Annotated in this window: 17 protein-coding genes and 1 pseudogene; 7 read left to right on the top strand and 11 right to left on the bottom strand. The window is 63.8% G+C overall.

Annotated features, from left to right (window positions below):
- Positions 1–42 precede the first annotated feature (42 nt).
- From UB31_RS10515 to moaA, 3 genes are all read left to right on the top strand, one after another.
- Entirely contained in the window at positions 43–732 is a 690-nt protein-coding gene (locus UB31_RS10515; RefSeq protein ID WP_045010891.1) for an HAD-IA family hydrolase, read from the top strand.
- A 156-nt stretch (positions 733–888) separates the two neighbouring features.
- Positions 889–1,371 (top strand): hypothetical protein, encoded by a 483-nt coding sequence (locus UB31_RS10520; RefSeq protein ID WP_045001177.1) that lies wholly within the window; start codon positions 889–891, stop codon positions 1,369–1,371.
- 108 nt (positions 1,372–1,479) lie between these two features.
- Positions 1,480–2,532, top strand: a complete 1,053-nt coding sequence (gene moaA / locus UB31_RS10525) for a GTP 3',8-cyclase MoaA (protein ID WP_045010812.1) — start codon at positions 1,480–1,482, stop codon at positions 2,530–2,532.
- 276 nt (positions 2,533–2,808) lie between these two features.
- Here moaA and UB31_RS10530 read toward each other — a convergent pair whose 3' ends face one another.
- The 4 genes and pseudogenes from UB31_RS10530 to UB31_RS10540 form a co-directional block, all read right to left on the bottom strand.
- The gene (locus UB31_RS10530; protein ID WP_156175282.1) at positions 2,809–3,294 is read right to left on the bottom strand and encodes a hypothetical protein; all 486 of its coding nucleotides are present in this window, start codon (positions 3,292–3,294) and stop codon (positions 2,809–2,811) included.
- A gap of 5 nt (positions 3,295–3,299) precedes the next feature.
- Positions 3,300–3,560, bottom strand: a complete 261-nt coding sequence (locus UB31_RS41325; protein WP_156175283.1) for a hypothetical protein — start codon at positions 3,558–3,560, stop codon at positions 3,300–3,302.
- Between the two features lie 245 nt (positions 3,561–3,805).
- Positions 3,806–5,335: an aldehyde dehydrogenase family protein gene (locus tag UB31_RS10535; RefSeq protein ID WP_045010892.1), complete on the bottom strand. Its 1,530-nt coding sequence runs from the start codon at positions 5,333–5,335 to the stop codon at positions 3,806–3,808.
- 8 nt (positions 5,336–5,343) lie between these two features.
- Positions 5,344–6,249 (bottom strand): annotated as a pseudogene (locus UB31_RS10540) (NAD(P)-dependent oxidoreductase); the annotation flags it as partial.
- A 74-nt stretch (positions 6,250–6,323) separates the two neighbouring features.
- On the opposite strand from UB31_RS10540, the gene UB31_RS10545 reads away from it, so the two are divergent.
- From UB31_RS10545 to UB31_RS10560, 4 genes are all read left to right on the top strand, one after another.
- Positions 6,324–7,247 carry a LysR family transcriptional regulator gene (locus UB31_RS10545; RefSeq protein WP_045010815.1) on the top strand — a complete coding sequence of 308 codons (924 nt, stop codon included), beginning with the start codon at positions 6,324–6,326 and terminating at the stop codon, positions 7,245–7,247.
- A 272-nt stretch (positions 7,248–7,519) separates the two neighbouring features.
- Positions 7,520–8,059, top strand: coding sequence for a TRAP transporter small permease subunit (locus UB31_RS10550; RefSeq protein WP_045000911.1), 540 nt, complete (start codon positions 7,520–7,522; stop codon positions 8,057–8,059).
- Positions 8,056–9,657 carry a TRAP transporter large permease gene (locus UB31_RS10555; RefSeq protein WP_045010816.1) on the top strand — a complete coding sequence of 534 codons (1,602 nt, stop codon included), beginning with the start codon at positions 8,056–8,058 and terminating at the stop codon, positions 9,655–9,657. The genes UB31_RS10550 and UB31_RS10555 overlap by 4 nt, the downstream gene beginning before the upstream one ends.
- Positions 9,658–9,777: 120 nt before the next feature.
- A complete protein-coding gene (locus tag UB31_RS10560; protein WP_045010817.1) occupies positions 9,778–11,067 on the top strand; it encodes a M20/M25/M40 family metallo-hydrolase in 1,290 nt (429 codons plus the stop codon).
- 15 nt (positions 11,068–11,082) lie between these two features.
- Here UB31_RS10560 and UB31_RS10565 read toward each other — a convergent pair whose 3' ends face one another.
- From UB31_RS10565 to UB31_RS10595, 7 genes are all read right to left on the bottom strand, one after another.
- Positions 11,083–12,438 carry a sensor histidine kinase gene (locus tag UB31_RS10565; RefSeq protein WP_045010818.1) on the bottom strand — a complete coding sequence of 452 codons (1,356 nt, stop codon included), beginning with the start codon at positions 12,436–12,438 and terminating at the stop codon, positions 11,083–11,085.
- Position 12,439: 1 nt separating this feature from the next.
- The gene (locus tag UB31_RS10570) at positions 12,440–13,114 is read right to left on the bottom strand and encodes a response regulator transcription factor (RefSeq protein WP_045010819.1); all 675 of its coding nucleotides are present in this window, start codon (positions 13,112–13,114) and stop codon (positions 12,440–12,442) included.
- Positions 13,115–13,307: 193 nt separating this feature from the next.
- Positions 13,308–13,760, bottom strand: coding sequence for an EF-hand domain-containing protein (locus UB31_RS10575; RefSeq protein ID WP_050044748.1), 453 nt, complete (start codon positions 13,758–13,760; stop codon positions 13,308–13,310).
- 175 nt (positions 13,761–13,935) lie between these two features.
- Positions 13,936–14,697 (bottom strand): enoyl-CoA hydratase-related protein, encoded by a 762-nt coding sequence (locus tag UB31_RS10580; RefSeq protein ID WP_045010820.1) that lies wholly within the window; start codon positions 14,695–14,697, stop codon positions 13,936–13,938.
- Positions 14,698–14,743: 46 nt separating this feature from the next.
- On the bottom strand, positions 14,744–15,004 hold the full coding sequence (locus UB31_RS10585; protein WP_245305972.1) for a hypothetical protein: 261 nt from the start codon (positions 15,002–15,004) through the stop codon (positions 14,744–14,746).
- Positions 15,005–15,028: 24 nt separating this feature from the next.
- Entirely contained in the window at positions 15,029–16,408 is a 1,380-nt protein-coding gene (locus UB31_RS10590) for a TolC family outer membrane protein (RefSeq protein ID WP_045010821.1), read from the bottom strand.
- A gap of 35 nt (positions 16,409–16,443) precedes the next feature.
- The gene (locus tag UB31_RS10595; protein WP_045010822.1) at positions 16,444–19,602 is read right to left on the bottom strand and encodes an efflux RND transporter permease subunit; all 3,159 of its coding nucleotides are present in this window, start codon (positions 19,600–19,602) and stop codon (positions 16,444–16,446) included.
- Positions 19,603–19,607 lie beyond the last annotated feature (5 nt).

The following is a 19,607-nucleotide window of genomic DNA, read 5'->3' on the forward strand; positions in this document are numbered from 1 at the left end:
CTCCCCTTGCGCCGGGCCGGCCGGACCGATAGCGCTCTCGGCATGACCACCCCAGACAAGACCTGTCCCTACACCCTCGTCTTCGATCTCGACGGCACGCTTGTGGATACGGCGCCCGACCTGATCACCGCGCTGAATTACGTGCTCGATCGCGAAGGGCTGCCGCCGGTGCCGATGGCCTCGGCCCGCAACATGATCGGTGCCGGCGCCCGCAAGCTGATCGAACGGGGGCTGGAGGCCGAGGGGCGCACCGTCAGCGTGGCAGACATGGATCGCCTGACGTCGGATTTCATCGCCTATTACGCCGACCATATCGCCGTCGAATCGCGGCCCTTCGAGGGGCTCGAGGACGCCCTCGACCTTTTTGCGGCACAGGGCCATCGGCTGGCAGTCTGCACCAACAAGCTGGAATGGCTGTCGAAGCGGCTGCTCGACCAGCTCGGCCTCAGCGGCCGGTTCGCGGCGATCTGCGGCGCCGATACGTTTGGGGTCCAGAAGCCCGATCCGACCATTTTCCGGGAGACCGTGGCGCGGGCCGGCGGGGACGTGAAGGCCAGCATCATGGTCGGGGACGCCGGAACCGACGTCGGGGTCGCCCGGCGCGCCGGGGTGCCCGTGATCGGGGTCAGTTTTGGCTATACCGACGTGCCGATCGCCGAGCTGAAGCCGGACCGGCTGATCCATCACATGCGCGACCTGCCGGCCGCGGCCCACAGCCTGATGACGGCTTAGCCTCCCTACAAGGCACTGAAATTACTCTATAATTCGTAGGAACCCTGCGTTAACCATCTATTAACTATGCGCAGCCCGCCGGTTGCCTGCGGAAAACGACCCTCCTAAGGTCGCCGCGGGGAATGTGGCGGTTCGTCGCAGTAGAAGTGGATGGTCATGCGTCGTGTCATCGCGATTGCGTTAGCGGGAGCGAGCCTTGGTGGCTGCTCCTCAGTGTCTTGGGACATGTTCAAATCGGCTCCGCCGACCGTCCAGGTCCGGCTCGAATCCAATCCCCCGGGCGCCGACGCAAATACCTCGCTCGGGCCGGGCTGCAAGACCCCCTGCTCAGTGTCGGTTCCCGCCCCCAACGCCCCCTTCACGGTCAACTACGCTCTGAACAAGTACCAGCCGGTCAGCGTGCCCGTGAACGTGATCAAGAATCCCGGCGATTTCACAACGCCCGCTTCGGTGACCACCGATCCGAACCCGGTCTTTGCCGAGCTCCAGGCGGCAGTTCCGCCCAAGCCGGTAAGGAAGCCGCACCGGCCGAAGCCAAAGAAGCCGAAACCGGCTGCAGCCGCTCCCGCCGCAGCGCCGGCCGATGCTGCACCCGCCGCGGGCACGCCGTTCCCCGATCCGAATGCGGGCAAGCGCTGACTTCCGCACAGCGCACGATTGTCCTTGCCGCTTCTGATGCTTAGATTGCTTCCAGAGCACCACTGAAGCAAAGGTGCGCCCGTCGCCGTAAGTGACAAGGCCTCTCGAATGAACGGATCCACCGCGAGCCCTCTCGCCCCGGCGAGCCCTCTCGCCACGCTGTCGAGCGCTATGACCGATCCGTTCGGGCGGACCATCTCGTATTTGCGCGTCTCCGTCACCGACCGGTGCGACCTGCGCTGCTTCTATTGCATGTCGGAAGACATGACGTTCCTGCCCAAGGCCGACCTCTTGACGCTCGAGGAGCTTGACCGGCTTTGCTCGGCCTTTATCGCCAAGGGCGTCAAGAAGCTGCGCCTCACCGGCGGCGAGCCTCTCGTTCGCCGCAACGTGATGTCGCTGGTGCGCTCGCTGTCGCGCCATCTGACGAGCGGCGCCCTGGGCGAGCTGACGCTGACCACCAACGGCACGCAACTCGCAAAGCATGCGCAGGAGCTTGCCGATTGCGGCGTCCGCCGCATCAACGTCTCGCTCGACACGCTCGACCCCAAGAAATTTCGCGAGATCACCCGCTGGGGCGAGATCGACAAGGTGCTGGAAGGCATCGAGGCGGCGCGTGCCGCGGGCCTCGCCGTGAAGATCAACGCGGTGGCGCTGAAGAATCTCAACGAGGACGAGCTCCCCGATCTGATGCGCTGGGCCCATGGCCAGGGCATGGGACTGACGCTGATCGAGGTGATGCCGATGGGCGAGATCGGCTCAGGCCGTATCGATCAATATCTGCCGCTGTCGCTGCTGCGCGCGCGGCTCGCCCAACAGTTCACACTGACGGATCTGACTGAGACCACCGGCGGGCCGGCGCGCTATGTCAGCGTCGCCGAGACCGGCGGCAAGCTCGGCTTCATCACGCCGATGACCCATAATTTCTGTGAATCCTGCAACAGGGTGCGCATCACCTGCACGGGCACGCTGCACACCTGCCTCGGCCACGAGGATGCCTCCGACCTGCGCAAGCCTCTGCGTGCATCTGACGACAATACGCTGCTGGCGGCTGCGATCGACCGCGCCATCGGGCTCAAGCCCAAGGGCCACGACTTCATCATCGACCGCCGCCACGACCGCCCCAGCGTCTCCAGGCACATGAGCGTCACCGGCGGCTGAACAGGATCCGGATCCGGAGGGCCGCGCTAGCTCATTTACTCATTATGCGTCTAGCAGACTGACGTCCGGTCATCTCCCGACAGCGGCCGAAGAGCGGACATTCTCTGGGATCTCAGATGGGCCACAGCCGACATCGTCACCGTCCCGATATATTGGAACCTCGATGCAGGTTCAGATGCCCGCCAGTTCGCGCCAGAGCCTCGCTGGCGCGCTTCGATGAAGCCAGCGATGTCGACCCCCTGGTGGATAGCTGATGGGCAGGCTTATCAAGCGCTCTCACCGAGCCTTGAACAGCAAGTTGACGAGAAAGCAATCTCGCTGTTCAGGATACGCCGCCTGAAACCAGCTGATCGCCTGACGTGCGTTTGAGATGTGCAACTGTACTTGGGTGGATGTGTAGGGGCACGCAGTGCTGTAATCCGCGAGGATTCTCTGTTCGTAAAGACTGGCGACAATGCCGGAATAGCTGGCAATATCACCGAGCCCGCTAGTAGGCACGCCGGTTACTTTGTTTGGCTGGGTCGTGATGGTCTTGCACAGGGCGACGAAGGCTCTGTGGTCCACGCTTCGGTATACAAGCTCGTAGATGGGGGCGGAGCGAGATGTTGCGCCGACGACCTTGTCCGCGGCCGCCTGCAAGGTGAAGTGGAACACAGCGTAGTAGGTGTCCGATACGGCTCTCCTCAGATCCGTTTCCGTGGCGCCCGGATTTGCCGCCGTTTCGTCTGCCCGTCGCAACAATTGGCTAGGATCGGGTGACAAAAATCCTATTCCTCATACTGAACGATTGGGAAGCGATCCTCGCCAGCATCCGCAAGCTTTTGCATGATCTGAATAATGGTGTTTGCAGAGCGCTGTCCCATAATGTGCGCCGAGGAGCCGGGCGTAAGAACGAACTTGATCTCCATTGCAGGCGCTCCTGTAGAATCAAATACAGGGGCCGTCCGAACATCGCGAAAACTCACGCCGTTCGATGTCGCGACGGTCTTTGCAATAGTAATAACTTCGTTGTCCGGAAGCGTGCTCATCTGACCCTCTCACGCCCAGATATGTGCCGCGAAACGGCAAGCTTGTCTGGCCTTCGTCGTTGTCACACCTTATCATGAATCAGCAGCGTTAGGTCGGCAATGGGTCATTTGCGGACCTTTCCCGCCGATCAGGTCATGTTTGCTGCCCCCTGAAAGCAGACAATCCCGGATTTATGATCAATACCCCAGCGCTAGGCGCGCAGCGCGTTTCCGGGCAGATCGTGTTCAAACAATAACAGAAGACATCACTCCCGGACGCCCGGTGCATAGCCGAAGCCCACAGCCGGTTCGGCCGCGGTTTCAACCCAGACACTCTTGACCGCTGTGTATTCAGAGAGAACCTCGACCCCGCTCGAACGGCCGTAGCCGCTCATGCCGAAGCCACCGAAGGGCGATGCGACGCTGATCGTCTTGTAGGAATTGATCCAGAACGTCCCTGCCCTGACTTGCGCAGCGACCCTATGCGCGCGCCCGACGTCGCGGGTCCAGACCGCACCCGCAAGACCGAAATCGCTGTCATTGGCGATCGCGACCGCTTCTTCCTCGGAATCGAACGGGATCGCGGCGACGACGGGTCCGAATATCTCGTCGCGGGCAACCGCCATGCTGTTGCTGACGTCGCGCAGGACGGTCGGCGCGATGAAGAATCCGCGTTGCTCGGTGCTGCCGTCGGTGCCGGTCGCAAGCGTCGCGCCCTCCGCGAGGCCCTGCTTCACCATTGCGAGCACGCGATCGTACTGCCGCGCGTTGTTGATCGGCCCAATTTCGGTATCCGCCGCACTGGGTGCACCGACCTTCAGCCTCGCTGCGCCATCCGCGACCATACTGACGAAACGATCGTAGACGGAGCGTTCGACCAGCAACCGCGAGCCAGCGACGCAGCTCTGTCCGGCGCCTGCGAAGATCGCCGACTGCGCACCGATCGCCGCGCGCGCAAGATCGGCGTCGGCGAACACGATGTTGGCAGACTTTCCACCGAGTTCGAGAACGCAGGGCAACAGCCGCTTGGCCGCGGCCTCCGCGATCAGCCTGCCTGTCGGCACCGACCCGACGAAAACCACTTTCTTCACTGCGCGCTGGCCAAGCGCTGCCTGCCCCGTCGTGTGGCCGTAGCCTGCGAGCACGTTGACAAGACCGACCGGCAATCCGGCTTGCTCGGCGAGATGTGCCAATACCATGGAGGTGAGCGGCGTCAGCTCCGAAGGTTTTAGCAGCACGCCGTTGCCCATGGCGATGGCGGGCGCGACCTGCCAACCGCAGGTGAAGATCGGCGCATTCCAGGGCGTGATCTGGAGCACGACACCGACAGGCTCGCGCCGCGTATAGTTGAGATGGCTCGACGGCACCGGGATCACATCGCCGTGGAACTTGTCGGTCCAGCCGGCATAGTACTCGAACATCTCGGCAACCTTGGCGACCTCGACGCGCGTGTCGCGGATCGGCTTGCCGGCCGACAACGACTCAAGGCGCGCCAGTTCTTCCGCCTTGCCTTGAATTGCGCGCGCGATCGCCTGCATGACGCGGCCGCGGGCCGCGCCAGTCAGCCGTGTCCAGCTGGCTTGCGCCGCGACAGCTGCCGCTGCCGCCTCGGCGACCACGGCCTCACCGGCATCATGGTAGGCGTAGAGCGGCGCGCCGGTTGCGGGATCATCGATCGTGATGAGTTCGCCCGTGCCGGGAGCGATGCGGCTCGCGACGTGAGAACCGATCGCCGTGCAGTCGGGCCAGAACGGTGCGAGCGAATCGCGCAGCCGCGTGTCGATGAAGGGGGCCATGGTGTCGCTCACATCCTGCCGAGCTGGAGCTCGACGATCCTGTTGAAGTCTTCGGCGTCGCCGATCGAGGCGGCGCTCTCGGACCAGATCCGCGCGGTCTCCCGGGCGATCGGCAGGTCGAGTGCCAGCCGGGCGATGAGCTGAGCGGCAAGGCGGACATCCTTGCGCATCAGCGCCATCGTGAATCCGGAATCAAAGGCGCCGTTCAGGACCCATGTCGGTAGATTGACCTGCGTGACGCCGGACCGGCCGGAGCCGGCATTGAGACCTTCGAGCAGCCGGGCCGGATCGACCTCGGCGTCGCGCGCGATGCGCATCGCCTCTGCGGCGGTCAGCAGATGTGCGGCGCAGAGCAGATTGTTGATGATCTTGCAGACATGCCCGGCGCCGACCGATCCGACATGGACCCGCTTGGCGCTCATGTCGGCCAGGATCGGTTCGACCGCGGCCACATCGTCATCCGCGCCGCCGATCACCATGGTCATGGTGGCCGTGATGGCGCCCTTCGGACCGCCGCTGACGGGCGCATCGATCATCGCCATACCCTGCGCGGCAAGAGCCGCGGCGAGCCGGCGGGTCGTCTCGGGATTGGATGTCGAGGTGTCGACCACGCGCAGGCCTGGCCGCGCATGGGCAATGATGCCGTCCTTGCCGGCCACGACGGCGTCCACGATCTCGGCGGTCGGCAGCGACAGGACGAGCAGATCCGCGCGGGCGCAGAGCGGCGCAACGCCTTCGAAAACCGCTATGCCTTCCGATGCGAGCGCGCTGCGGGCCTTTTCCGAGGCGTCGGTCCCAAGCACTTCATGGCCAGCCCGCGTCAGCGAGAGCGCCATGCCGCGCCCCATATTCCCGAGCCCAACGACGCCGACGACCGCCATGTCTCTGTCCCTCACCTGCGAATGCCGGGAAGACCATAGGGATCCAGGGCCGGCCTGGGCATCAGCGGCGCGGTTGCCTAATGTTGCCTCATGAGCAACACTTGGGCATGATCAATGCAATCGATGAGAACCGGCTTCGCTATCTGTTCGAGGCCGCGCGCTACGGCGCCGTGCGCGCGGCCGCCGACGCGCTCGGCGTGAGCCCGTCTGTGGTGAGCCGCCAGATCGCCCTGCTCGAGCAAGCGCTCGACGCAGCCCTGCTCGACCGGCACAGCCGTGGGGTGCGACCCACCGAAGCCGGCGAGCTCCTGATCGAGCACTATCGCCGCCATGCGGTGGACCGGGACGACACCCTGGCAAGGTTGCGGGAACTCCAGGGATTGCATCGCGGTCACATCGACCTCGTGCTGGGCGAAGGCTTTGTCGCCGATCTCATGGGCGGCGCGCTCGGCGAGTTCTGGCGCCGGCATCCGCAGCTGACCATTTCGCTGGAACTCGCGGGCACGAGCGAGGTCATACGCGCAATAGCGGACGATCGCTGCCACATCGGGCTCGTCTATCATCCACCCCAGGATCCACGGATCCGCTCCTGCGCCGCAATCCGCCAGCCGATTTGCCTGATCGCACGCCCTGACCATCCGCTTGCGAAGCTCCGCCGCCCGGTCAAGCTACGCGAGATCGCCAAACACGCGCTCGGGACCATGCATGCGGGCTATGGCACACGCCAATTGCTCGCGATGGCTGAGACATCCGAGAAGGTCGGCCTCTCGCCCAAGCTGACCACAACCTCGATAAGTATCTTGCGACATTTCGTTCGTTCCGATCTTGGCGTGACCTTGCTTCCGGCCTTTTCGGTCGCGGCCGATCTCGAGGACGGATCGCTCGTTGCCATTCCGGTCGACAACGTTCTGCTCTCCTCGGCAGAAGCCCACATCATCACCCGATTGGGCCGTGAACTGCCGAACGCAGCCAGCCAACTGCTCAGGTTCTTGATCGGCCGGATGAAGGCCTTCCAGGCCGGCCGCCGCTAACCTAAGCTTTTGAGCGGCCGTCAATTTGTCCATTTTCCGATTGACGGCGCGCGAACCCGCTGGTTTGGTGCCCCCGCCTTTGCTTGCCCGGCAGCAATAAGCCGGCCCGCCCCTTCGGCGGTCGCGGTCAAGACGGCAAGGCGCGAGGGGAGGACTGACGCCGCAATCGCTCCGGACAACGAGCCGTGTGGTCGCATGCATATTGCACGCGGGCCGAGTGATGCGCGCTGATGCCTCCCGTGAAGTCTAGACCGCGACGGAGAGAAAGTAAGATGCGTCCATTGCTGGCGGTGAGCAACGCCATCGACCTCCTCAACGAGAAGATCGGGTACGTCTGCAACCTGCTCGTGCTGCTTGCATGTCTGGTGAGCGCGGCCAATGCCATGATCCGCTATGCCTTCAGCAACTCCTCCAACGGCTGGCTGGAGCTGCAATGGTACATGTTCGCGATCCTGGTGATGTTCGGCGCATCCTACACTTTCAAGCGCAACGAGCACGTCCGCGTCGAGATCATGTATTTGATGCTGTCCGAGCGTGGCCAGCTCTGGCTCGACATGATCGGCACGCTGTTCTTCCTGATTCCCTCCTGCCTCCTGCTCGCCTATCTGTCCTGGCCGTTCTTCATGCAGGCCTACAGCGTCGGTGAGATGTCGGGCAATGCCGGCGGCCTGATCCGCTGGCCCATCAAGTTCGTGATCCCCGCCGGCTTCGTGTTGCTGGCATTGCAGGGAGTTTCCGAAGTCATCAAGCGTATCGCGGCTCTCCAGGGCTATGTGACGATCGACGCCAAGTACGAGAGGCCGACTCAATGATCACGCTGGAGATGATGCCGCCGTTGATGTTCGGCGGCCTGGTCCTGGTGATGCTGCTCGGCTTCCCCGTCGCGTTTACGCTGGCGGCAGTCGGCCTCTCCTTCGGCTTCCTCGCCATCCATCTCGGTTTCTTCGACCTCAACTTCCTCCAGGCGATCCCCGGTCGCGTGTTCGGCAGCGTGCTCTCCAACGAGCTGCTGCTTGCGATCCCGTTCTTCACCTTCATGGGCGCGATATTGGAGAGATGCGGGCTCGCCGAGGACATGCTGGATTCGATGGGCCAGCTGTTCGGCCCGATCCGCGGCGGCCTCGGCTATTCCGTGATCATCGTCGGCTTCATCCTCGGCGCCATCACCGGCACGGTGGCGGCACAGGTCATCGCCATGGCGCTGATCTCGATGCCGGTGATGATCCGCTACGGCTACAACATGCGCTACATCACCGGCGTGTTGGCTGCCTCCGGCACCATCACGCAGCTGGTGCCGCCCTCGCTGGTGCTGATCGTGCTCGCCGACCAGCTCGGCAAATCGGTCGGCGACATGTATCTCGGCGCCTGGGGCCCGTCGGTGTTCCAGATCATGCTGTTCGCCGGCTACACCTTCATCCTCGGCCTGATCAAGCCGGACCACGTGCCGCCTGTGCCGCTGGAAGCGCGCACGCTGACCGGCTGGCCGCTGTGGAAGAAGTGCCTGATGGGCATCATCCCGTCCGCCGTGCTGATCTTCGTCGTGCTCGGCACCATGATGATGGGTCTTGCGACCCCGACCGAAGCCGGCGCGATGGGCGCGGTCGGCGCCATCGTGCTCGCCGCGATCCATCACAAGGATTTCACCTCGACCGACCGCAAGGTGCTGATCATCGGCGTGATCGCGGCCGGTATCGGCACCATCGTCGCGATGCTGTTCACCCAGAACCTGATCTTCAAGCTCGCATTCGCGGTGACGTATCTGGCGGTGGCCTGGATTTGCATCCAGGCCGCGCGCATCCCCGACCTGCGCGACCTCATCAAGCAGGGTTACGAATCCACCATGCGCCTCACCTGCATGGTCACCTTCATCCTGATCGGCTCGACCTGTTTCTCGGTGGTGTTCCTCGGCGTCTCCGGCGGCGTCTGGCTCGAGCATCTCCTGACCTCGCTGCCCGGCGGCGTCTGGGGCTTCCTGATCTTCATTAACCTCTTCATCTTCTTTCTGGCGTTCTTCCTCGACTTCTTCGAGATCGCCTTCATCATCCTGCCGATGATCGCGCCGATCGCGCAGAAGATTCTGGGACCCGTCGTCGGTGACGGACCGGCGCTGATCTGGTTCGGCGTCATGCTCTGCGTCAACATGCAGACCTCGTTCCTGCATCCGCCGTTCGGCTTCGCGCTGTTCTATCTGCGCGGCGTCGCACCGAAGGAAGTGAAGAGCTCCGACATCTATTGGGGCGCCATGCCCTGGATCGGCCTTCAGCTGATCATGGTGCTGATCGTGATCGCCTTCCCGATCACGGTGACGGGCCTGCTCGACAAGCCGGTCAATGTCGACCTCGACAAGGTCAGGATCGAGGTTCCGCAGATCGACCTTCCGCCGCTGGATCTCGGCCCGCCGACGAAGTAGCGGCCATGCCCCTCGCCGTCATGTTCCGCCTCGGCGGTGCATGACGGGCGCGCCGGCCGCGTGACAAGCGAGGAAAACACAGGCATATCGGGCTATCCTCCAATCTATGGACCGCCGCTTATGTCCCGATCGCAATCTGCTCCGTCGCTCGCTCGTCCGTTGATCGCGGCGCTCTGGCTGGCATGTGCCACAGCTGTCGCGCAGGCCGAGCCAATGGCCGATGTCCATGCGCTGGCGCAAAAGGAGCAGCAGCCGCTGCTTGATACGCTGCGCGATCTCGTCAGCATCGAATCCGGCAGCAAGGACATCGAAGGCCTGAACCAGATCGCCGAGCGCGTCGCCGGCCAGCTCAAGCAGCTCGGCGGCACGGTGGAGATCCTGCAAACCACCGACATCTATCGCCTCGACGACACGCCCGAGAAGATCGGCCCGGCCGTACACGCCGTGTTCAAGGGCACCGGCAGCAAGAAGATCATGCTGATCGCCCACATGGATACGGTGTACCTGAAGGGCATGCTGAAGGACCAGCCGTTCCGCATCGACGGCGACAAGGCCTACGGCCTCGGCATTGCCGACGACAAGCAGGGCGTTGCGCTCATTCTCCATACCGTGGCGTTGCTTCAGAAGCTGAACTTCCACGATTACGGCACGCTCACGGTGCTCACCAATGGCGACGAGGAAATCTCCTCGCCCGGCTGGCGCAGCACCATCACCAAGTTCGCCGGGGATCAGGACGTGGTGTTCTCGTTCGAGGGCGGCGGCACCGACGGCACGCTGCGCCTCGCCACCAGCGGCATCGGCTCGGCCTATCTCACGGTGCAGGGCAAGTCTTCGCACGCAGGCGCACGGCCCGAGGGCGGCATCAACGCGCTGTACGAGCTCTCGCACCAGGTGCTTCAGATGAAGGACCTGTCCAAACCCGAGCAAGGCCTGAAGCTGAACTGGACGGTCTCCCAGGCCGGCACCAACCGCAACGTGATCCCCGCAGAGGCCACGGCGCAGGCCGATGCGCGTGCGCTCAAGGTGGCAGATTTCGACGAGCTGGAGAAGGCGCTCCAGGACAAGATCAAAAATCGTTTGCTGCCCAATTCCAAGGTCGAGGTGAAATTCGAGGTGCGTCGCCCGCCGTTGGAGGCCAACGACGCCTCGCGCGGCGTCGCGGCCTACGGCAAGACGATCTATCAGGAGATCGGACTGCCCCTCAGGGTCGACGAGAAGGCCACCGGCGGTGGCACCGACGCCGCGTTTGCCGCGCTCAAGACCAAAGGAGCCGTGGTGGAAGGCATGGGCCTGTCGGGCTTCGGCGCACACTCCAACGATGCAGAGTACGTGAAGCTCGACACCATCGTGCCGCGGCTTTACCTGACCACGCGCATGATCATGGATTTGTCCACCGGCAAGCTGAAGTAGCGGCCCCTCGCCGCTTCAAATAGCTGCCTGCGCCAGCCTGAACCGCAACGTAAACTCCGCGCCGCCGCCGGGGAGATTTTCCACCGCCACTGTCGCAGCGTGATCGTCGGCAACGCCGCGCACGATCGAGAGCCCCAGGCCTGCGCCGTCGCTGCGCTGGCGGTCGCGGCGCCAGAAGCGCTGGAAGATCAGCTCGCGCTCGGCTTCGGCAATGCCGGGACCGCAATCGCGCACCCGCACCACACCATCGTCACCGACTTCGACATCAACCGAACTATCCTTCGCGGTGAACTTGATGGCGTTCTCGGCGAGGTTGAAGATTGCGCGCTGGAGCATCTCGGAATTACCGTGGATCATCACGGGCGCGCCGCTGCCCTTGAGTGCGATGTCCTTGTGCTGGGCGATCGCGAATGGTGCGATCGCGCCGACCACCTCGGCGCAGACGGCGCGTAAGTCAGCGGTCTCGCCGGGATCGAGCACGAGGGTGTCGAGCTCGGCGATCTCCAGCAGTTGCGCGACGATGCGGCTCATGCCCTCGATGTCGGCATGCAACGCCTGCTTTGCTGTGCCGTCGCCAAGCGTCTCGATCCGCGTGCGCAGGATCGCGAGCGGCGTGCGCAATTGATGAGCGGCATCGGCGGTAAACTGCCGCTGCACGCGAAAACCATCCTCGAGGCGATCGAGCGCCTGGTTGACGGCGGTGACGAGCGGCATGATCTCGCGCGGGATCTGCTCCGTCGGCAGGCGGATATCGGTGCGCGACGGGCCGATATTGCTCGCCTCTTCCGACGCCTTCCACAACGGCGCGACGGCGCGGCGGAAGATGAAGATGTCGGTGGCGAGCAGGATCAAGAGGATCGGGATGGTGATCCACCCCACGCGCAGGAAGAAGTTCGAGATGATGTCATCGATGATGACGTCACGATGCGCCAGATCCTCGGCGACCTGGATGCGCACGGGCTGGCCCTCGATAATCCGGGTGACACCGGCACCGGAAATGGTCTCGGACAGGCGCGGCGCAGCTACCGCAGCGCCGGTCTTCCGGTGCGAGGAAAACAGCAACCGGCCCTCGCCATCGCGAATGTCGTACTGGTAACGGCCGTAAGCGTCCGAATAGAGCCCGCGTAGGCTGTCGGGCAGATTGAACGCCAGCGTGCCGTCCGCCTGCGGGACGATGCGCTCCGCGAGCACTTCGGCCTGGGCCCGCATGGCGTCGCGATGGAGCTGGTCGACTTCCGAGTTCAGCAGCCAGAACAGCACCAGCGGCAGGAAGATCGCGGCCACCGCGACCGCGACGATGTGCATGAACACAATGCGCGAGATCAGCGATTTGAACGACGGCGACCTGCCAAAGGAGCCGGCGGCGGACACGCTATTTCTCCTCGGACATCAGATAGCCGACGCCGCGGATGGTGTGGATCACGACCTTGGCGCCGTGCTCCGCAAGCTGCTTGCGCAGCCGCGAGACGTAGACCTCGACCGCATTGGAGGCGACCTCGCCCTCGAGCCCGAAGATGTGGTCCTCGACGTTCTTCTTCGGCACCACCCGCCCCTGTCGGCGCAGCAATATCTCCAGCACCGAGGTCTCGCGCGACGAGATGATCCGCGGCTGGTCATCGACGAAGATCTGGCGGCTCTCGGTGTCGTAGACGAGATTGGCCAGACGCAGCGAGCGGCCGAGCAGCTGGCCCGGACGGCGCAGGATCGCCTCCAGCCGCGCCACCAGTTCCTCCATCGCAAACGGCTTTGCGAGATAGTCGTCGGCCCCGCTGCGCAAGCCCGTCACGCGGTCCTGCAAGCCGCCGCGCGCAGTCAGCACCATCACCGGCAGCGGTTCCATCTGGCGGCGCAGCTCGCGCAGCACCGACAGGCCGTCGCCATCGGGCAGGCCAAGGTCGAGGATCATCGCGGCATAGCTGACATTGCGCACCGCCTCGCGTGCCTCGTCGGCGCTGCCGACGATATCGCTCTCATAGCCGGCCGCCGTCAGTCCGGCGGCGACGAGCCGCGACAATTCGGCATTGTCCTCGACGATCAAAAGACGCATCGCATTCCCGCCGGATACCCCGGTGCAACCACACGGCTCGCGCCGTATCTTTGCTCTCTTCCACCATTCGGCAGGGTTCGGCCAGCAAAAAGGCGAGCGCCGCCCGGCTTTTTGTCCTTCGTCAGCTTCGTGTCAGCTTTGCGCGTTGACTGGACTGCCCCCGGGCCGGGGCCACCGATTCAGACCCCTGTTTTCAATGAAATCTGTCCCGCGGCCGCTCCGCCGGCCCCTGCGGACCTTTGGGGGCAGTCGTCGCCCTTATCTCGTCGGCCGTGACGCGACAATCGCCGTTCCGGTCGAACCGCATGATGAATGCGCTCGGCTTGTCGACGAACTCCTTGCGCGCGATCTTGCCATCCTGGTTCTCGTCGAAATATCCGAAATCGGCATCGGCCAACGCCGCATCGGCTTTTTGCACCGTCACAAATTCAGTCTTGTCGAGTTTCCCGTCTCGATTGCGGTCCGCCAAGGTGAATATCCGGTCGGCAAAGCCCTTCCATTCGTCGCAGGTGAAAATGCCGTCGCGATTGGCGTCCCATGTCGGCGGCCCGCTTCTGAGCAGGCCATCCTGCGCCGGCGGTGGGGTGGTTTGGGCGAGAGCGAGAGGTCCGGCTGTTGCAAACCAGCCGACAGTCAAGCAGATCATGAGGACAGGTTTTCCGCGCGACAAATTTCCGTTCCTGTTGCTTCGTTTGGCTGGCATCGCGGATCAATTGCCCGGTCGGGCATAGGAAATCCATATCGGTTGTCCGTCATATCCGTAGCAATAACGTAGCCATCGCGATCCGACGCAAATGCTCCGGCTTTATGGCGCGAGCGCCTCACTTCGATTTGCGTGTAAAGAACTTCTGGAATGCGGCGAGCGCTTCGGGCGAGCGCATGCGCTCTGCGAAGCAGCGGTTCTCAAAGCCGATCCGGCGCTCGATCTCCTCGGTCGGGAGCTTCAGAAGCTTACGCGACATCGCGACCGCATCGGCAGGCAGTGCGCAAATCTCTCGCGCGACCTTCTGGGCCTCAACCACAGCATGCCCGGGCGGTACGATCTGATTGACGAGGCCGGCTTCCCTGGCCTGCTCCACGCTCATCTCTCGGCCCATGACCAGCATGGAAAACGCGCGCTGGTGGCCGACCATATGCGGAACGAGCAGGCTGGTGGCGCCGTCAGGCACGAGGCCATACTGGATATAGGGCGAAGAGAACGTCGTCGTCGTGCTTGCGATCACGTAGTCGCAATGCACCACCATCGTCATTCCGATGCCGATCGCGATGCCGTCAACGGCGGCGATGATCGGCTTGGTGTTGTTGACCAGCGACTGGAGGAAGACCACCGAATTCCGGGGACGCGCGCCGTCATCGGCCTCGGTCGCCGCTTTCAGGAAATCGCTGATGTCGTTGCCGGCGGTGAAGACGCCCGAGCGGCCCGTCAGGATCAGGCAGCGGATTGCAGGGTTGGACTGTGCGGACTCGATGGCGTCGCTCATCGCCAGGTACATCCCCTGCGTGAGCGTGTTCTTCTTTTCTGGCCGGCGCATGGTGATGATGCGGGTGGCGCCTTCGTCGGTGACGGTGATTTGCTCGGCCATGACGCTCCTCGCAATTGCTGGCGAATGCCACTCGGCTCGCAGCGCTTTAGTTCTTCTTTTTTGCCGGCTTTGCCGGATCGCTGGCGCGGGCGCCGCCCCAGGGATCGTACTTCTCGTCAGGCACCGGAATCCTGTCGAGAGCTGCCTTATACGCCTTCTCGTCGATCTTCGGGCGGTTTTCGACCGGAGGCGGACCCGAGTTGCCCTTGCCGCGGCCCAAGCCCTGGGCATTGGCTGCGAAAGCAGACGCCGACATCGCGGCAGCGGCAGAGACCAGAATGCACAGTGCGCGTCGTCTGCGGATCATGCATGGACCTCCTCTCGCGAGCGCTTATTGTCCGGACGGCGTCCGAACGCCGTGCCAGGCGTCACGCACCTGGTGATAGTGGGCTTCCGGCAGATAGTCCGGCGTATTGAGATTGAGCGTGCGGATGTCCAGCCGACCGACGGCGCTGAGCAGCGTGTAGGATGCGATCACCCGGTCATGCTGCGCCTGGATCTGGCGCGTCCGCGCGCTGGTCAGATCCTGCTGCGCATTGAGCACGTCGATGGTGGTGCGCTGGCCGCCGGCCGCCTCGCGGCGAACGCCCTGGAGTGCGACATCTGCCGCCTTCACCTCCGACTCGGCCGCTGTCAGTGCGACCTTGGAGCCTTCATTGGACACCCACGCGCCGACGACGGCCGTCCGCGACTGGTTTCTTACCTGCTCGAGCACCAAGCGGCTTTGCGAGGCGAGCTCCTTGGCTTGGCGCGTCTGAGAAGCCGCAGTGCCGCCATCATAGATCGGCACATTGATCTGGCCGAGGATCGATGCCTGATCGGTTGCAAACGTGCTCAGCGTTGAATCCGAATCCTTCGAACGGCTGGCACTGGCCTGCGCGGCAACCGTCGGGAGCAGGCTGCCTTCCGCCACCTTGATCGTGGTTTGCGCCACATCCACGTCGTAGCCCGCACCAAGCACCGCCGGATGCTCATGACCTGCGGTCTCGATCGATGCCGGCATCGTCTGCGGCGAAAAGCGGTCAACCGGCGTTGCCGCCGCCAACTGGCCGGGCGGCTCGCCGATCACCTGGGCATAGGTCGCCCTGCTGATGGCGAACGCCACCTCGGCGGCGTTGAGATCGGCAAGGCCACGACTGAGCCGCGCTTCGGCCTGCGCCGTATCCGTCGGCGTCACGTCGCCGGCATCGAGGCGTTTCCGTGTCGTCGCCTGGATCTCGCGCAGCACGGCGACGTTGGTGCGCTGGGCCTCGACCAATGCCTGGTTGGCCAAGACGTTCATGTAGGCCGTGACCGCATCGAGCAACACGCCCTGCCCGGTATTGCGCAGCGCTTCACGCCCCGACAGAACCTGATACTCGGCGACGCGCACGCTGTTGGCGGTCCTGAAGCCGTTGAATAGAACCTGGCTGACGGTCACACCGATCGTCCACGGGCGCAGCGTCGCCCCCTGAATCGTATTGTCAGGCAGCGTGTTCCTGACTGCCTGCAAGCCGGCGCTGAGGCTTGCGACCAACTGCGGCCGATAGCCGGCGAGCGCCTGCGGCACGTTCTCGTCCGTGCCGCGCTGGCGGGCCCGATCGGCGTTGAGCTGCGGGCTCGATTGATAGGCCTTGACCATCGCCTCGGACAAAGTTTCCGCACGCAACGGTCCGCAAGCCAGGAGCATCGCGCCGACCACGGCGAGCGTCAGTGTCAGCCCGGACTCCATCACACGCCTTGTAACGCTCCCACGCACACCGCACCTCATTCCGCCGGCGCCAACTGAGGCTGTGCCGCAAGTCCCGGCCGCGTCCGTCGCGAAAACATCGCAATCAGCGCCGGCAGCGTGACCAGAATGACGATCGGCGCCAGCATCATGCCCGCCACAACGACGATCGCGAGCGGCTTCTGCACCTGCGAGCCGATACCGCTCGACAACGCCGCGGGCAGAAGCCCAATGCCTGCGACGACGCAGGTCATCAGCACCGGACGAAGCTGGAGCTCGCCGGTGCGCAGGATTGCGGCGCCACGCTCCATGCCCTCGTCGATCAGCGCATTGTACTGGGACAGGATGATGATGCCGTCCATCACCGAGATGCCGAACAGCGCGATGAAGCCGATCGCCGCCGAGACGCTGAAGGGAATGCCTGTCAAGAGCAGGCCGAGAATTCCACCGAGCACGGCCATCGGGATCACGCTCATGGTGAGGATGGTGTCGACCACCGAACCGAAATTGAACCAGATCAGCATCGCGATCAGCGCGAGACTGATCGGCACCACGATCGACAGCCGCTTGATCGCATCCTGGAGATTGCCGAACTCGCCGACCCATTCGAGATGCGAGCCCGGCGGCAATTGCACGTTGGCCGCGACCTTCTCCTGTGCCTCCCGGATCGCGCTGCCGAGATCACGCTCGCGCACCGAGAATTTGATCGGCAGATAGCGTTCCTGCTGCTCGCGATAGATGTAGGCGGCGCCGGAGAGGACCTTGACCGTCGCGACCTCGCTCAGCGGCACCTGGGTGACGCCGTTCGGCCCCTGCGCGCCGATCCGTAAATTCTGGATCGCTTCAGCGCTGCGCCGGTACTGCGGCGCGAGCCGCACGATGATCGGGAAATGGCGGTCGCTTCCCGGCTCGTAGAGATCACCGGCGCTGTCGCCACCGATCGCGGTCTTGATCGTCGTGTTGATGTCGCCGGGCGACAGCCCGTAACGCGCGGCGCGGGCACGGTCGACGTCGATCTGGATGGTCGGTTGGCCAAGCGACGTAAACACCGCGAGGTCGGTGATCCCCTGCACGGTGGCAAGCTGCGCCTTGATCTTGTTCGCGGTGTCGGTCAACGCCTGGAGGTCACTGCCATACAGCTTGATCGAATTCTCGCCCTTCACGCCCGACACGGCCTCCGAGACGTTGTCCTGGAGATATTGCGAGAAGTTGAACTCGACGCCCGGAAACTTTTCCTGGAGCTGCGCCAGCAGCGTCGCGGTCAGCGCGTCCTTGTCCTCGCCCTCAGGCCACTCCTTGGCAGGCTTGAGCGGTGCGAAGAATTCCGCATTGAAGAAGCCGGCCGCGTCGGTACCGTCGTCTGGCCGACCATGCTGCGAGACCACCGACTCGACCTCGGGTCGGGCGGCGATCACCTTGCGCATCTGGTTGACGTAGGAGTTGCCCTCCTGGAGCGAGATGGTCGGCGGCAGGGTTGCGCGGATCCAGAGATTGCCCTCCTCCAGCTTGGGCAGAAATTCCAGGCCGAGCAGCCGCACCGCGACGACCGTGATCAGGATCAGCACAGCGCCGCCGGCCAGCACGACCCGTCCATGCGCGAGCGAGCGGCCCAGCACCGGCATGTAGAGCCGATGCAACCACCGCATCAGGAACGTCTCGGTTTCCGCGACATGCGCCGGCAGAATGATGGCGCTGAGCGCCGGCGTCACCGTGAAGGTCGCAAGCAGGCCTCCCGCGAGCGCGTAAGCATAGGTGCGCGCCATCGGGCCGAAGATGTTGCCCTCGACGCCCGATAGCGTGAACAGCGGCAGGAAGGCGGCGATGATGATGGCGGCGGCAAAGAAGATCGACCGCGAGACGTCGGAGGCAGCCGTCAGGATGGCATGATGCTTGATGCCCATGATGGTGTAGGCCGAGATCGACGCCTGTTCACCGGCCGTCAGCCGTTCGGTATGTGACAGGCGGCGGAAGATCGCCTCCACCATGATCACGGTGGCATCGACAATCAGGCCGAAATCGATCGCACCGACCGACAGCAGATTGGCGGATTCACCGCGCAGAACCAGGATGATCACGGCAAAGAACAGCGCGAAGGGAATGGTGGCGCCCACGATCATGGCGCTGCGCAGATCGCCGAGGAAAATCCACTGCAGCAGCACGATCAGGCCGATGCCGACCACCATGTTCTCCAGCACGGTATGGGTCGTGGTCTGGATCAGGTCCTTGCGATCGTAGATGCGCTCGATTCGCACGCCCGGCGGCAGGATCGTCGAATTATTGATGGAAGAGACGAGTTCCTCGACGCGGGAAATCGTCGGCGAGCTCTGCTCACCGCGACGCATGAGCACGATACCCTGGACGATGTCGTCGTCCTGATCCTGGCCGGCGATGCCGAGCCGCGGCTGTTCGCCAACCGCCACGGTGGCGACGTCGCGCACCAGCACCGGCGTCCCGCCGTTCGAGACGACCATGGTATTCTCGAGCGCATGAATCGAGCGGATCAATCCGACGCCGCGCACCACGGCGGATTGCGGCCCGATATCGACCGTGTTGCCGCCGACATTGACATTGGCATTGCTGATGGTCTGGAGCAGTTGCGGCAGCGTCAGGCCGTTCGCGACCAGCTTGTTGAAATCGACCTGCACCTCGTAGGTCTTGGTCCGCCCTCCCCAACCGGTGACGTCGATGACACCGGGCACGGTACGGAAACGCCGTTGCAGGACCCAGTCCTGCAACGTCTTGAGGTCGAGCACCGAATAGTTGGGCGGGCCAACCAGCCTGTAGCGGTAGATTTCGCCGATCGGGCTCAGCGGCGAGATCTGCGGCTGTGCGTTGTTGGGCAGCGGCGGCAGTTGCGACAGCCGGTTCAAAACCTGCTGGAGCGCCTGCTCGTAGGTGTAGTCGAACGAGAACTGGAGCTTGACGTCCGACAGACCATAAAGCGAGATGGTCCGGATCACCTTCATGTTCTTGATGCCGGCGACCTGGGTCTCGAGCGGGATCGTGATGTAGCGCTCGATCTCCTCGGCCGACAGACCCGGACTTTGGGTCACGATGTCGACCATCGGCGGCGTCGGATCGGGATAGGCTTCGATGTTGAGCTGCTGGAACGCGATCAGGCCGCCGATCATCATGGCGGCGAACAGCCCGACCATCAGGAAGCGGCGGTTGACTGCGAAAGCGACAAGACGTTCCATGTGAT

The organism is Bradyrhizobium sp. LTSP849 (assembly GCF_000938255.1).
In the GTDB taxonomy this organism is placed as follows: domain Bacteria; phylum Pseudomonadota; class Alphaproteobacteria; order Rhizobiales; family Xanthobacteraceae; genus Bradyrhizobium.